The following is a 12101-nucleotide window of genomic DNA, read 5'->3' on the forward strand; positions in this document are numbered from 1 at the left end:
AGGAGCATGGTATGAATTCACGCGCCCTGCTGCTGGTGGATCTGCAAAACGATTTTTGCGCCGGCGGCGCGCTGGCGGTCGCGGAAGGCGACAGCACGGTGGATATCGCGAACGCGATGATTGAATGGTGTCAGAGCCGCGGCGAGCCGGTGGTGGCAAGCCAGGACTGGCACCCGGCGAACCACGGCAGTTTTGCTTCCGTTCAGCACGCCGAGCCGTTCACGCAAGGCACGCTCGACGGCCTGCCGCAGACCTGGTGGCCGGATCACTGCATTCAGGAGAGCGACGGCGCGGCACTCCATCCGCTGCTGAACCAGAAGGCCATTGAACAGCGCTTTTACAAAGGCGAGAACCCGGCGATTGACAGCTACAGCGCGTTTTTCGATAACGGACACCGTCAGAAAACCGCGCTCGACGCCTGGCTGCGTGAGCATGGCGTAAGCGAGTTGATCGTTATGGGGCTTGCGACCGACTACTGCGTCAAATACACGGTGCTCGACGCGCTAAGGCTGGGGTATACGGTGAATGTGATCACCGACGGCTGCCGTGGCGTTAACCTGACGCCGCAGGCGAGTATGCTGGCGTTTCAGGAGATGGCGGCGAGCGGCGCCACGCTTTATACGCTCGACGACTGGCGTGAAACGCAGGCATAAACCGCATCAGTCATCCGTTGCTTCATGAAAAAAGGCCGCTGAGCAATCCGCGGCCTTTTTTATAGCTTCAGCACATTTCAGCTTACTCTGGCTTGAGCGTGGCGATGGGCTGCTGATTGATGCCAAATTCCGCCTTCAGCTGCTGCTTGCTTTTCATCACCAGCTGGCCGTCAGTGCCGATCGTCATATGCTGCGGATTGGTGTTGTGGCGCATCTGCCAGAGCATCACCAGTTGCAGGCTGTTTTCTTTCTGCTCGGGCGTGAGCGCCACGCCATCGGGCCATTTTCCGAGTTCTACGGCGGTCGCGAGACGCTCGTAAACCTCCGGCGTCATGCTGCTAATCAGGTCTTCCAGGTTCATAAAAACGCGCTCCAGTGGAATAATTTGCTGAATCGATTCTTCAGCCTTTGATTTGCTCGCCGTTATCGTCATCGGTGAAGCTCAGCGACGCCGAATTGACGCAGTAGCGCTCGCCGGTGGGCTGCGGGCCATCCGGGAAGACATGTCCCAGGTGCGCGTCGCAGTTGCCGCAGCGGATTTCAATGCGCTGCATGCCGTGCGAGTAATCGTTAAGGTAGCGGATCGAATCTTCGCTTACCGGCTCGTAAAAGCTCGGCCAGCCACAGCCGGAATCATACTTGGTTTCAGAGTTGAACAGCGGCGCATCGCACACCAGACAGTGGTAGACGCCATCACGCTTGTTATGCAGCAGACGCCCGGTATACGGCGGTTCCGTACCGTGATTCTGGGTGACATAGAACTGCATTTCCGTCAGGGTGTTTTTCAGGTCGTCCTGGGAGTTTTGATTGGCCATAAGGTGACATCTCGGAGAGGTTTAAGCAGTTACATTACCTGCAATATTCTAACAAAACATTAACAGTAACGCGTACACTTTTGGTCTAAACTTAGCACTGAAAATGCAGCAGACAAGCAAACGTGATTAACATCACACTTTTGTTTTCGGCGCCCTTTTAAATTCCTCTCAGCGTCCCCATATGGACCTGAGCCCAAAAGGAAGAGTGAGGTGAGTCAGTCGTGCAAAGCTTGTCCATAGGATTGATTTGTCGCAATGATTGACACGATTCCGCTTGACGCTGCGTAAGGTTTTTGTAATTTTACAGCCAACCTTTTATTCACTAACAAATAGCTGGTGGAATATATGACTATCAAAGTAGGTATCAACGGTTTTGGCCGTATCGGTCGCATTGTTTTCCGTGCTGCTCAGAAACGTTCTGACATCGAGATCGTTGCAATCAACGACCTGTTAGACGCTGACTACATGGCCTACATGCTGAAGTATGACTCTACTCACGGCCGTTTCGACGGTACCGTTGAAGTTAAAGACGGTCATCTGATCGTTAACGGTAAAAAAATCCGCGTTACCGCTGAAAAAGACCCGGCTAACCTGAAGTGGGACGAAGTGGGCGTGGACGTGGTTGCTGAAGCAACCGGTATCTTCCTGACCGACGAAACCGCACGTAAACACATCACCGCTGGCGCGAAAAAAGTTGTTCTGACTGGCCCGTCCAAAGACAACACTCCGATGTTCGTTCGTGGCGCTAACTTTGATAAATATGCAGGCCAGGACATCGTGTCCAACGCTTCCTGCACCACCAACTGCCTGGCACCGCTGGCGAAAGTTATCAACGACAACTTCGGCATCATCGAAGGTCTGATGACCACCGTTCACGCGACCACCGCAACTCAGAAAACCGTTGACGGCCCGTCTCACAAAGACTGGCGCGGCGGCCGTGGCGCAGCTCAGAACATCATCCCGTCCTCTACCGGCGCTGCTAAAGCTGTAGGTAAAGTACTGCCGGAACTGAACGGCAAACTGACTGGTATGGCGTTCCGCGTTCCGACCCCGAACGTATCTGTTGTTGACCTGACCGTTCGTCTGGAAAAAGCAGCGACCTACGAGCAGATCAAAGAAGCTATCAAGAAAGCCGCTGAAGGCGAAATGAAAGGCGTTCTGGGTTACACCGAAGATGACGTGGTTTCCACCGACTTCAACGGCGAAGTATGCACTTCAGTGTTCGATGCTAAAGCAGGTATTGCACTGAACGACAACTTCGTGAAACTGGTTTCCTGGTACGACAACGAAACCGGCTACTCCAACAAAGTACTGGACCTGATCGCTCACATCTCTAAATAAGTGAGATGAGATTCTGATCTTAAGGGCGACTTCGGTCGCCCTTTTTATTTGGATTTAAGACAGAGGATTGCCAGAAATGATCAATACGCTTTTTGCCCTGCCGGTGTCTGAGCAGTTAACGCCTTACCTCTCCCGTCGCCAGCATGACGAGCTGGATATCATCGTTATCGACCATCCGCAGGTCCGCGCCGCCGTGGCGCTGCAGGGCGCGCACCTGCTGTGCTGGAAACCGGCTGGTGAAGAAGAGGTGTTATGGCTGAGCGCCAACACGCCGTTTAAAAAAGGTGTCGCACTGCGTGGCGGCGTGCCTGTCTGCTGGCCGTGGTTTGGCCCGTCGGCGCAAAAAGATCTGCCCTCGCACGGTTTCGCACGCAACCTGCCGTGGAATCTGAGCGCCCATAATGAAGACGACAACGGCGTGGTGCTGACGTTTGAACTGCACGCAAGTGACGCGAGCCGTAAGCTCTGGCCGCACGATTTCACTCTTTATGCGCGCTATAAGCTCGGCAAAACCTGCGAAATGGAACTGGAAGCGCACGGCGAATTCGAAACCACTTCCGCACTCCACTCTTATTTCAACGTGGGCGATATCGCCGACGTGAAAGTGAGCGGGCTTGGCGAGGCGTATATCGACAAAGTGAATGGTGGCGAGGAAGGCAAACTCAACGGCGGCGTGCAGGCGTTTCCGGACCGTACCGATCGCGTTTACCTGAACCCGGAAGGATGCAGCCTGATCCATGACGATGCGCTTAACCGCACTATCGAAGTCGTGCATCACCACAACAGCAATGTGGTGGGCTGGAACCCAGGCCCGGCGCTCTCCGTCAGCATGGGCGACATGCCGGATGACGGCTATAAGACGTTCGTTTGCGTGGAAACCGCCTGCGTGACCACACCGCAGCAGACGCGTGAAGATAAACCCTCACGCCTCTCCCAGACGCTGCGCGTCGTTAAAAAAGCCTGATAACCAACGGCCTCGCGAATAGCGGGGCCTTTTTTATCCGCCCTTCCCTGTTTTCCGTGAGCCTGCGCCATAAAAAAGGGCGCCATAAGGCGCCCCAAAAATCGCGTTACACATCAGAACGTGTAAGTTACGCCGGTAGACAGCAGCGCAGACCAGGAACGGTCAACCATCGGGCTGTCTTTGGCTTCGTCGCTCAGGTGGGTGTAACGGCCGCTGCCGTAAACGCTCCAGCTGTCAGAGAGACGATAGACGGCGGTCAGCTCAGCATACGGCGCCCAGCCATCGTCAGCGTCATAGCGGTCAAGCCCGCTGCGGCGCGACTCTTTGCCGCTCACGCCATAGTAGTAGTCATTCTGGTTTTCACTGCTCCACTCAACACCGATGCCCGGCGTCAGGGTAAGGCCGCCGTTGGTGTAACGATAAAGCCACGCCAGATCCCACACGATACCGTTGCTGTTATCCAGCGTATCGGCCGCGAGAGAGGTACGCAGATAGCCATACGGCGTATTGTGTACGTAAGAGAGGCCCGCCATCAGCGTGGATTTGCGCTCGTCCAGACGGCGCAGCGCACGGCTGTCGCTGTCGCCCGGCTTGAAGTGCAGCGGCGAATAGTACGCCATAATGGAAAGCTTATCGGCAGTGTCATTCCACAGGTAGTAACCCGCGCCAAGGCCGCGTACCCAGAAGTTATCGCCTTCATAGTTGATAACAGGCAGAGGATAAACGTCACGGTCGTACTGTTTATAAGGGTTTACCACCCATCCTGCACCCGCGCCAACTGACAGTTTTCCTTCTGCATGCGCAAAGGTTGCGGCTGAAGCCATAAGGGCACCCAGTGCCAGAAATTTGAATGTGCTCACAATCCATCAAGTCCTTTAGTCAAATGATCGGCTCGCGAAGTGTAACCGCCCCTTACGCTTCACCCCAAATTTTTTCGCACTTCTTTACATCATTGGATCGCGCAGCCTCGCATTTTCGCATGACAGGCGGCTTGCAATTTTATGACCTGACGGTGAATTCACGCCGTAAATGTAAATCCGCCAGCAGAAACAACGGGATGAGTGCTTGATTAATCACTGAATCCCTCATAAGGCGGCATGCAAGATTTTCAAATGCCATCTACGCTTAAAATTAAGAAGGTGCATTACCCTGACCGCAGTAGCACAGTGCAACGCGCAAAAAAAATGCTTAAGTTGGCATTAGGGTTGCTGTACTCAGAATACGTCTTCCGGGAGCCTCCACTATTCATATGAACGGCTCTTAAACCTGTGCTAAAAAACGAAAGGACGGCATGCCATGAATATATTCGATCACTATCGCCAGCGCTATGAAGCTGCCAAGGACGAAGAGTTCACACTGCAGGAATTTCTTACCGTTTGCCGGCAGGATCGCAGTGCATATGCAAATGCGGCGGAACGGCTATTGATGGCCATCGGTGAGCCAGTGATGGTGGATACTGCCCAGGAGCCACGGCTCTCCCGTCTCTTTTCGAACCGGGTGGTCGCCCGGTATCCGGCGTTTGAAGAGTTTTATGGCATGGAAGAGGCCATTGAGCAGATTGTGTCGTACCTGAAACACGCGGCGCAGGGTCTGGAAGAGAAGAAACAGATCCTCTATCTGTTGGGGCCGGTGGGCGGCGGTAAATCGTCGCTTGCCGAGCGTCTGAAATCGCTGATGCAGCGCGTGCCGATTTATGTGCTGAGCGCCAACGGCGAGCGCAGCCCGGTCAACGATCACCCGCTGTGCCTGTTCAACCCGCAGGAAGACGCGCAAATTCTGGAAAAAGAGTACAACGTTCCGCGCCGCTATCTCGGCACGATTATGTCGCCGTGGGCCGCGAAGCGGCTGCATGAGTTTGGCGGCGACATCACCAAATTCCGCGTCGTCAAAGTCTGGCCGTCGATTCTCGAGCAAATCGCTATCGCGAAAACCGAGCCGGGCGATGAAAACAACCAGGATATCTCCGCGCTGGTGGGTAAAGTGGATATCCGTAAGCTTGAGCACCACGCGCAAAACGATCCGGACGCCTACGGCTACTCCGGCGCGCTCTGCCGCGCCAACCAGGGAGTGATGGAATTTGTCGAGATGTTTAAAGCGCCGATTAAAGTGCTGCACCCACTGCTGACGGCGACGCAGGAAGGGAACTACAACGGGACGGAAGGTATTTCCGCCCTGCCCTTTAACGGCATTATTCTCGCGCACTCCAACGAATCGGAATGGGTCACGTTCCGTAATAACAAAAACAACGAGGCGTTCCTTGACCGTGTCTATATCGTCAAGGTGCCTTACTGCCTGCGTATTTCGGAAGAGATCAAAATCTACGAAAAACTGCTTAACCACAGCGAGCTGTCGCATGCGCCCTGCGCGCCCGGCACGCTGGAAACCCTGGCCCGTTTCTCGATCCTCTCGCGCCTGAAAGAGCCGGAAAACTCCAGCATCTATTCAAAAATGCGCGTCTATGACGGCGAAAGCCTCAAGGACACCGACCCGAAAGCGAAGTCTTATCAGGAGTATCGCGACTACGCGGGCGTCGATGAAGGCATGAACGGGCTCTCGACCCGTTTCGCGTTCAAAATCCTCTCACGCGTTTTCAACTTCGATCATACCGAAGTGGCCGCGAACCCGGTGCATCTTTTCTATGTGCTGGAGCAGCAGATCGAACGTGAACAGTTCCCGCAGGAACAGGCGGAGCGGTATCTGGAATTCCTGAAAGGCTATCTGATTCCGAAATACGCCGAATTTATCGGTAAAGAGATTCAGACAGCGTATCTGGAGTCTTACTCCGAATATGGCCAGAACATCTTTGACCGCTACGTCACCTATGCGGATTTCTGGATCCAGGATCAGGAGTACCGCGACCCGGATACCGGTCAGCTGTTTGACCGCGAATCGCTCAACGCGGAGCTGGAAAAAATCGAGAAACCGGCGGGCATCAGCAACCCGAAAGATTTCCGCAACGAAATCGTCAACTTCGTGCTGCGCGCCCGTGCCAACAATAATGGCCGAAATCCAAACTGGACCAGCTATGAGAAGCTGCGCACGGTTATCGAGAAGAAAATGTTCTCGAACACCGAGGAGCTGCTGCCGGTTATCTCCTTTAACGCCAAAACTTCCACTGATGAGCAGAAGAAACACGACGATTTTGTCGATCGCATGATGGAAAAAGGCTATACCCGCAAACAGGTGCGTCTGCTTTGCGAATGGTATCTGCGCGTGCGTAAGTCGTCCTGACGAATCGCCCGGCGGCGTTCGCGCTGACCGGGCCTACAACGAAGCGAACCGGACGCCGGAGCGCTCTGCGCATCCGGCGATGACGGTTCGGCAGAAAGAAAGTTGGCAATGCAGTACGGGGGGCATATGACCTGGTTCATAGACCGACGTCTTAACGGCAAAAACAAGAGCACGGTAAACCGCCAGCGCTTCTTGCGCCGTTACAAAGCACAGATCAAACAGTCGATCTCCGAGGCGATTAACAAGCGCTCGGTGACCGACGTCCAGAGCGGTGAATCCGTTTCGATTCCGAATGACGATATCAGCGAACCGATGTTCCATCAGGGGCGCGGCGGCCTGCGCCATCGCGTGCATCCGGGTAACGATCATTTCGTCCAGAACGATCGCATTGAGCGCCCGCAGGGCGGCGGAGGGGGCGGCGGCAGCGGACAGGGCCAGGCGAGCGCCGACGGCGAGGGCCAGGATGAGTTCGTGTTCCAGATCTCCAAAGATGAATATCTCGATCTGCTGTTTGAAGATCTCGCCCTGCCGAATCTGAAAAAGAATCAGCACCGGCAGCTAAACGAATATAAAACGCATCGCTCGGGCTACACCTCCAACGGCGTGCCCGCCAATATCAGCGTGGTGCGCTCGCTGCAAAACTCGCTGGCGCGCCGCACCGCGATGACCGCGGGCAAGCGCCGGGTGCTACGCGAGCTGGAAGCGAATCTGGACGAAGCACTCAGGAGCGAACCGGCGCAACTGCTTGAAGAGGAGCGGTTACGCCGGGAGATCGCCGAACTGCGCGCCAAAATCGACCGTGTCCCGTTTATCGACACCTTCGATCTGCGCTACAAGAACTTTGAAAAACGCCCGGAGCCGTCAAGCCAGGCGGTGATGTTCTGCCTGATGGACGTCTCAGGCTCGATGGATCAGGCCACCAAAGATATGGCCAAACGCTTTTATATTCTGCTCTATCTGTTCCTGAGCCGGACCTATAAAAACGTCGATGTGGTCTATATCCGCCACCATACGCAGGCGAAAGAAGTGGATGAACATGAGTTTTTCTATTCCCAGGAGACCGGCGGGACCATTGTATCCAGCGCGCTGAAGCTGATGGATGAAGTGGTGAAAGCCCGTTACGATCCGGCACAGTGGAATATATACGCCGCGCAGGCTTCTGACGGCGATAACTGGGCCGACGATTCACCGCTCTGTCACGAAATTCTGGCTAAGAAAATCCTGCCGGTGGTGCGATATTACAGTTATATCGAAATCACCCGCCGCGCCCACCAGACGCTGTGGCGTGAATATGAGGATTTGCAGGCGAAATATGAGAATTTCGCGATGCAGCATATTCGCGATCAGGATGATATCTACCCGGTATTTCGTGAGCTGTTTCATAAGCAGGCCAGCGAAAACTGGAGCTAAGCACAGGGCCGACGCGTGTCGGCCCTTTACATTTCTTATCAACTTATCTTTAATTAAAGTGACACTTAACCTTTATGTCAGCCCCGCTTAAATAAATGAAAATTCTTAACCAGAATATTAAGTAACGCACCGGTTCCTTATTAATAACCCTACAGATTTTACTTACAGCCGGTTCGCTATCAGTTATAGTGAGCGGCATTATAAAATAACGACGCGGCGCCGTCGCAGGACCTCCGTGAATCATGTTTAACAGGGTCTCATTGGGCTTGAATAAGACGTCCGGGATGGTGGGGATAATCTTCGCCAGCATATTTGCCATCCTGGCTGTTGCGCAAATTGTGTACTGGCGGACAGAGTCCAGTCGAATAGAAGCGTATAGCCAGTCGCTACTGGAACGCGCCGTCACGCTTTTACAGCAGGCAAACTCGCTTGCTGCCCGCGAGATGAAAATGGCGCATTATTCTCCCTGTAGCGAAGCCGATCTTAATTCACTGCGCACACTGTTGTGGGAATACCAGATGATCAAAGATGTCGGGCGCACCGGCTCTCGCGGGATTATCTGCTCGGCGCTCTGGGGACATCTTCCTGTTCCACAACCGCTGACCGCGACGGAAAATATCGTCAGTCGCGACGGCGCCCGCTGGTTATTAAATCTGCCGCTGACCGAAACGATTAACGTCAGTGCCTGGTGGCGCAACGATCTGCTGGTGATATTTTCTCCCTTCGTTTTCACCCGCTTTGAAAATGACGCCGGGACGGCCCACTACAGCGCGATAATTACCAATTCACAACGCGACCATCGCTGGTTTACGCTTGGACCGACGCAGGCGTCATTATCTGAAACCAATACCACCTCGCATTATGCCTGGTATTTCATCACCAAAGAGCGTTGCAATGCGCAATACGATCTCTGCGTCATTGCCGGTACGCATCCTTATGGCCTGCTCCAGGCGCGCTGGTATACCCTCGTATTGCTTATCGCGCTCGGCATTATCCTCGGGTCACTGCTCTGCGCTTGCCTGGCGCTGTATCGAAAAAAACAGACATCACTGCCTGTTCGTCTTGAAAATGCGTTGAAAAACGGCGACTTGCGGGTAGCTTATCAGCCCATTTATGAAATCGAAACCGGCCGGATGAAAGGTATGGAAGCGCTGCTGCGCTGGCACGATCATAACGGCGATGCCGTCCCGCCCGATATTTTTATCCCGCTGGCGGAAAAAGAAGGCATGATGAGTAAAGTCACCGAATTTGTGACGACCCAGGCTATTGCGGAAACGGTGGAATTACTGGAACCTTATGACCTGACGCTCAGCATTAATATTAGCCTCAACGATCTCTTTTCCCGGCATTATCTCGATTTTCTTACGCAATTAACGCACAAAACGGGTCTTGCGGCGAATCGCATTATGCTGGAAATAACGGAGCGGGAAAATGCCACGCTCGCGCATATGGAAGCGGCCATCGCGTTATTTAAGCAACATGGTTTTTTAATTGCGCTGGATGATTTCGGTACCGGTTATTCAACCATATCCTGGCTTTCGCGCCTGCCGATTGATGAAGTGAAAGTGGATAAAAGCATTACCGATGCGATAGGCACACCAACGCTGAATAAAACGCTACTGGTCAATTTAGTTGAGATGCTGAAAGCGATGCCCCAGCAGGTGGTATTTGAAGGGCTTGAACAGCGGTTGCAGGTGGATTACTTACAGGATAATTTTCCGGGCTGCTATGGCCAGGGATGGTGGTTTTCCCGCCCTATCGACAGCCAGGCGCTGCGCTTATTACTGACGATGCAGGCAAAATAAAACAGCAGCCCTGAGGCTGCTGCGATAACAGATAAAATTAATGGGCCGGATTATTTACGTCCGCCGCTGTGGCTGTTCTGGCCACCTTTTTTACCTGCTTCAGACGCGCGTTCCGGGTCATTTTTAAAATTCCCGCCGCTCTGCTGTCCGCCTTTTTTACCCGCTTCTGATGCTTTTTCACGATTTTCGGCAAAATTGCCGGAACCACCACGATGTTCTGCCATAACAGCCTCCGGGATTGGGTTAGTGTTACCAGAAAAAAGGTCAATACTGAAAAAATATCATCTGCCGAAAGTATCCTTACACTTGACAGCAAGAGCGCGCCTCCATGCATTTTTTCGCAAGCGTCGCTTTGTTCAGGGTATTCCCGGCAAAGCACCGATTGTGAAACCGTCTCGCCACATTCCGGCGCTGCGCTTATTACGACGTGTCAACATGGAGATATTATTGTCTGCCTGATGACTGCCGCCGTCTTCATAAGACACTCTTATGACTCTAATACAGCTTCGCAAAGTAAGCCAAACGACAGAGTTTATTTTTTGTGAGAAATGGCTCTAGCTTGTTTATTTTATTTACTTTTATTTTGTGAAAATTTACTGGCGTTGCAAAATAAGCGAACCGCCAGTAAGGTGGAAAACATTATCCTTTAAACGAGGCGACAGAATGAAAGGTACGGATATTCACCAGCAACTCGTGGATTTACTGACCCACGGGCAGGCGCGGTTTCGCGTGATGGAACATGAGGCGATGGGCAAATGCGAGGCGGTCTCGGAAATTCGCGGTACGCGATTAAGCCAGGGCGCCAAGGCGCTGGTCTGTAAAATCAAAGGTAATGGCGTTAAGCAGGTGGTGCTGGCGGTACTGGGCGCCGATCTCCAGGCGGATCTTGCACAGCTCGCGCAGCATCTCGGTGGCACCAAAGCGTCGCTGGCAAGCCCGGCGGAAGTTGATGCGCTTACCCGCTGCGTCTTCGGCGCTATTCCGCCGTTCAGTTTTCACCCGGAACTCAAACTGGTGGCCGATCCGCTGCTCTTTGAGCGCCACGACGAAATTGCCTTTAATGCCGGTCTGCTCGAAAAATCGATTATCATGGACACCGCCGACTATCTGCGGCTCGCCAAACCCACACTGGTGGCTTTTCATCGCGCGCCGTCTACCAGCGCCGCTCCAGATACCGCACCGCAATAACCAGCGTGGCGGCGGTGGCGAAAAAGAACGTGGTTATCCAGAGCGCATCGGGCGAGAGTAGATCGTTCATCGTTTCTCCGGGTGTCTCGCGTTAAGAACAGTGGGATGCTGATTCCACTGATAGCGCCTTTTGATTGCAGAATAATGACGACAGGCGGCACGCTTTCTTTTTCTGGCAAGGAGCTAAAGATGTTTGATATCACGCTGCTTATCCTGCTGGCGCTCGCCGGGCTTGGGTTTGTCAGCCACAACATGACCGTGACGGTCTCTGTGCTGGTGCTGATTGTGATTCGTATGACGCCGCTCAGCGCGTGGTTTCCTTGGGTGGAAAAACAGGGCGTCACCATCGGGATTATTATTCTGACTATCAGCGTGATGGCGCCCATCGCCAGCGGCACCCTGCCCACCTCCACCCTCTTCCACGCCTTTTTAAACTGGAAATCGCTGGTCGCTATCGCCGTCGGGATTTTTGTCTCCTGGCTTGGCGGCAAAGGTGTGGCGCTCATGGGCAGTCAGCCGTCGATTGTCGCCGGGCTGCTGGTCGGCACCGTCCTTGGCGTGGCGCTCTTTCGCGGCGTACCGGTAGGGCCGCTTATCGCCGCAGGCCTGGTTTCTTTACTGATTGGCCGTCAGTAGAATCGTTGTTACCACTCTTTTACCCGCTGTACTCGCGCAGCGCCACAGCGTCTGCGTG

General features: G+C 53.8%; 12 protein-coding genes. 8 read left to right on the top strand and 4 right to left on the bottom strand.

Annotation, left to right across the window (positions count from 1 at the left end; all coding sequences use genetic code 11):
- Positions 1-11: 11 nt before the first annotated feature.
- Positions 12-653 (top strand): bifunctional nicotinamidase/pyrazinamidase, encoded by a 642-nt coding sequence (gene pncA, locus AFK66_RS11180; protein ID WP_004386622.1) that lies wholly within the window; start codon positions 12-14, stop codon positions 651-653.
- Positions 654-735: 82 nt separating this feature from the next.
- Here pncA and AFK66_RS11185 read toward each other — a convergent pair whose 3' ends face one another.
- Together AFK66_RS11185 and msrB are read right to left on the bottom strand one after the other, a co-directional pair.
- Complete coding sequence (locus AFK66_RS11185; protein WP_004386623.1) at positions 736-1014, bottom strand: YeaC family protein; 279 nt, start codon at positions 1012-1014, stop codon at positions 736-738.
- A 40-nt stretch (positions 1015-1054) separates the two neighbouring features.
- Positions 1055-1468, bottom strand: a complete 414-nt coding sequence (gene msrB, locus AFK66_RS11190) for a peptide-methionine (R)-S-oxide reductase MsrB (RefSeq protein WP_004386624.1) — start codon at positions 1466-1468, stop codon at positions 1055-1057.
- 345 nt (positions 1469-1813) lie between these two features.
- Between msrB and gapA the strand changes: the two genes are divergently transcribed.
- Positions 1814-2809: a glyceraldehyde-3-phosphate dehydrogenase gene (gene gapA / locus AFK66_RS11195; RefSeq protein ID WP_032983096.1), complete on the top strand. Its 996-nt coding sequence runs from the start codon at positions 1814-1816 to the stop codon at positions 2807-2809.
- 76 nt (positions 2810-2885) lie between these two features.
- Positions 2886-3773: a D-hexose-6-phosphate mutarotase gene (locus tag AFK66_RS11200; protein WP_007783555.1), complete on the top strand. Its 888-nt coding sequence runs from the start codon at positions 2886-2888 to the stop codon at positions 3771-3773.
- 113 nt (positions 3774-3886) lie between these two features.
- Here AFK66_RS11200 and AFK66_RS11205 read toward each other — a convergent pair whose 3' ends face one another.
- Positions 3887-4597: a MipA/OmpV family protein gene (locus AFK66_RS11205; RefSeq protein WP_023898925.1), complete on the bottom strand. Its 711-nt coding sequence runs from the start codon at positions 4595-4597 to the stop codon at positions 3887-3889.
- A gap of 472 nt (positions 4598-5069) precedes the next feature.
- On the opposite strand from AFK66_RS11205, the gene yeaG reads away from it, so the two are divergent.
- The 3 genes from yeaG (at position 5070) to AFK66_RS11225 (ending at position 10219) form a co-directional block, all read left to right on the top strand.
- The gene (gene yeaG / locus AFK66_RS11210; protein ID WP_004386628.1) at positions 5070-7004 is read left to right on the top strand and encodes a protein kinase YeaG; all 1935 of its coding nucleotides are present in this window, start codon (positions 5070-5072) and stop codon (positions 7002-7004) included.
- 126 nt (positions 7005-7130) lie between these two features.
- A complete protein-coding gene (locus AFK66_RS11215) occupies positions 7131-8414 on the top strand; it encodes a YeaH/YhbH family protein (protein ID WP_023898926.1) in 1284 nt (427 codons plus the stop codon).
- 284 nt (positions 8415-8698) lie between these two features.
- Positions 8699-10219, top strand: coding sequence for an EAL domain-containing protein (locus AFK66_RS11225; RefSeq protein ID WP_007783543.1), 1521 nt, complete (start codon positions 8699-8701; stop codon positions 10217-10219).
- Positions 10220-10269: 50 nt separating this feature from the next.
- On the opposite strand, the gene AFK66_RS11230 is transcribed toward AFK66_RS11225, so the two are convergent.
- A complete protein-coding gene (locus tag AFK66_RS11230; RefSeq protein WP_004386632.1) occupies positions 10270-10443 on the bottom strand; it encodes a con-10 family general stress protein in 174 nt (57 codons plus the stop codon).
- A 439-nt stretch (positions 10444-10882) separates the two neighbouring features.
- On the opposite strand from AFK66_RS11230, the gene AFK66_RS11235 reads away from it, so the two are divergent.
- Together AFK66_RS11235 and AFK66_RS11240 are read left to right on the top strand one after the other, a co-directional pair.
- A complete protein-coding gene (locus tag AFK66_RS11235) occupies positions 10883-11407 on the top strand; it encodes a YbaK/prolyl-tRNA synthetase associated domain-containing protein (RefSeq protein ID WP_007783540.1) in 525 nt (174 codons plus the stop codon).
- 189 nt (positions 11408-11596) lie between these two features.
- A complete protein-coding gene (locus AFK66_RS11240; protein ID WP_007783537.1) occupies positions 11597-12043 on the top strand; it encodes a DUF441 domain-containing protein in 447 nt (148 codons plus the stop codon).
- The last annotated feature ends 58 nt before the right edge of the window (positions 12044-12101 follow it).

Source organism: Cronobacter malonaticus LMG 23826, assembly GCF_001277215.2.
Classification (GTDB): Bacteria; Pseudomonadota; Gammaproteobacteria; order Enterobacterales; family Enterobacteriaceae; genus Cronobacter; species Cronobacter malonaticus.

What these genes read in the sequence shown, in the direction of transcription:
- AFK66_RS11205 (WP_023898925.1), bottom strand. Translation starts at nt 4,597, where the DNA reads ATGGCTTCAGCCGCAACCTTTGCGCATGCAGAAGGAAAACTGTCAGTT.
- AFK66_RS11200 (WP_007783555.1), top strand. Translation starts at nt 2,886, where the DNA reads ATGATCAATACGCTTTTTGCCCTGCCGGTGTCTGAGCAGTTAACGCCT.
- AFK66_RS11240 (WP_007783537.1), top strand. Translation starts at nt 11,597, where the DNA reads ATGTTTGATATCACGCTGCTTATCCTGCTGGCGCTCGCCGGGCTTGGG.
- msrB (WP_004386624.1), bottom strand. Translation starts at nt 1,468, where the DNA reads ATGGCCAATCAAAACTCCCAGGACGACCTGAAAAACACCCTGACGGAA.
- AFK66_RS11185 (WP_004386623.1), bottom strand. Translation starts at nt 1,014, where the DNA reads ATGAACCTGGAAGACCTGATTAGCAGCATGACGCCGGAGGTTTACGAG.
- AFK66_RS11225 (WP_007783543.1), top strand. Translation starts at nt 8,699, where the DNA reads ATGGTGGGGATAATCTTCGCCAGCATATTTGCCATCCTGGCTGTTGCG.
- AFK66_RS11230 (WP_004386632.1), bottom strand. Translation starts at nt 10,443, where the DNA reads ATGGCAGAACATCGTGGTGGTTCCGGCAATTTTGCCGAAAATCGTGAA.
- yeaG (WP_004386628.1), top strand. Translation starts at nt 5,070, where the DNA reads ATGAATATATTCGATCACTATCGCCAGCGCTATGAAGCTGCCAAGGAC.
- pncA (WP_004386622.1), top strand. Translation starts at nt 12, where the DNA reads ATGAATTCACGCGCCCTGCTGCTGGTGGATCTGCAAAACGATTTTTGC.
- gapA (WP_032983096.1), top strand. Translation starts at nt 1,814, where the DNA reads ATGACTATCAAAGTAGGTATCAACGGTTTTGGCCGTATCGGTCGCATT.
- AFK66_RS11235 (WP_007783540.1), top strand. Translation starts at nt 10,883, where the DNA reads ATGAAAGGTACGGATATTCACCAGCAACTCGTGGATTTACTGACCCAC.
- AFK66_RS11215 (WP_023898926.1), top strand. Translation starts at nt 7,131, where the DNA reads ATGACCTGGTTCATAGACCGACGTCTTAACGGCAAAAACAAGAGCACG.